Origin of the sequence: Pseudomonas sp. SIMBA_041, assembly GCF_046535095.1 — a bacterium.
GTDB classification, from domain to species: Bacteria; Pseudomonadota; Gammaproteobacteria; order Pseudomonadales; family Pseudomonadaceae; genus Aquipseudomonas; species Aquipseudomonas mucoides.
In genome coordinates, this window is sequence record NZ_JAWRXJ010000948.1 from 1 (window position 1) to 235 (window position 235).

Here is a 235-nt window from a genome sequence, read left to right on the forward strand (position 1 = left end):
GTGGGTGACATAGACCGTGGTGGTTTTCAGACGCTGGTGCATCAGCTTCATTTCTGTGCGCATCTCCACCCGCAGCTTGGCGTCGAGGTTGGACAGCGGCTCGTCGAACAGGTAGATCTTCGGCCGCCGGGCCAGGGCCCGGCCCATGGCCACCCGTTGCTGCTGGCCACCGGAGAGCTGGCCCGGCTTGCGGGTGAGCAGGTGCTCGATCTGCAGCAGCTTGGCCACCCGCGCC

General features: G+C 66.4%; 1 protein-coding gene. It reads right to left on the reverse strand.

Going from position 1 to position 235, the window contains the following annotated elements; translation table 11 throughout:
• Positions 1–235: ATP-binding cassette domain-containing protein (locus SB725_RS33940; RefSeq protein WP_410923791.1), on the reverse strand; the 235-nt coding region annotated here is incomplete at both ends.